The organism is Kistimonas scapharcae (assembly GCF_039540975.1).
Taxonomy (GTDB): domain Bacteria; phylum Pseudomonadota; class Gammaproteobacteria; order Pseudomonadales; family Endozoicomonadaceae; genus Kistimonas; species Kistimonas scapharcae.
In genome coordinates this window covers 1-708 of record NZ_BAABFL010000172.1, presented here as the reverse complement: position 1 = coordinate 708, position 708 = coordinate 1, and the positions used below count along the sequence as shown (strand labels likewise).

Annotated in this window: 1 protein-coding gene; it reads right to left on the bottom strand. The window is 41.1% G+C overall.

Translation table 11 applies throughout. From position 1 onward, the window contains the following. Positions 1-46: 46 nt before the first annotated feature. A partial coding sequence (locus ABD892_RS10240) for a hypothetical protein (protein ID WP_345195524.1) occupies positions 47-708 on the bottom strand: 662 nt, incomplete at its 5' end.

Sequence of the window (708 nt, the reverse complement as noted above, 5' to 3'; positions counted from 1 at the left end):
TTTGTGCAAAAACTGTACTCTGTTGCCAAAAGTACGGCCAGCTTGCTCACATTCCCAAGGTTAAGCGGGATTTAAGGAATATAGCTCGCGCCTTTGACTTAAAAGAAGTAATGTGATGTGAATTTGAAAGACCTCCACTGTATAAAGACTTTATATAATGCTCTAAACATGTACAAAAATTCCTCGTACTACCTCTACCCTCTTTAGGTAACACACCTACGCCAAAATTAGGGTCAAATATTCCATAACAATTCACTGCATGCATTAATGCTACAGCATGCGCACCAAGACTACCGGCTATATCAAGATAAAAATATTGGTTAGGCCTATCGCGAATAAACAGCGCTGACCCATATACCCCCCATTTACTAGATTTCTGAAAACCAGTTTTATCGAAGTTAGCAGAAAGCGCCATCGCAGTCGCTTCACTTGTACTTTCAACCAATTTCATGACAGACCCTTCATCAACATTCGCATAAATCGAATCTCCAACATGATAAGAGGCTTTCCCTGTCTTAGTCACTGTTCTAAGATGCTGCACAAACATATACCCCCTTACCTTCCCTTTCCCCTCTGCTGTTGCAAGTGCTGATAAAAAAGCAGGCAAGCTAAAGTAATTTTCAATCATTAGGGGCTGTTGACGTTTCATTGAAAGCCTTGAACCAAGCCTGAAAATCCGCAGTATGTTGCTACCGCTCATGCTTTCAT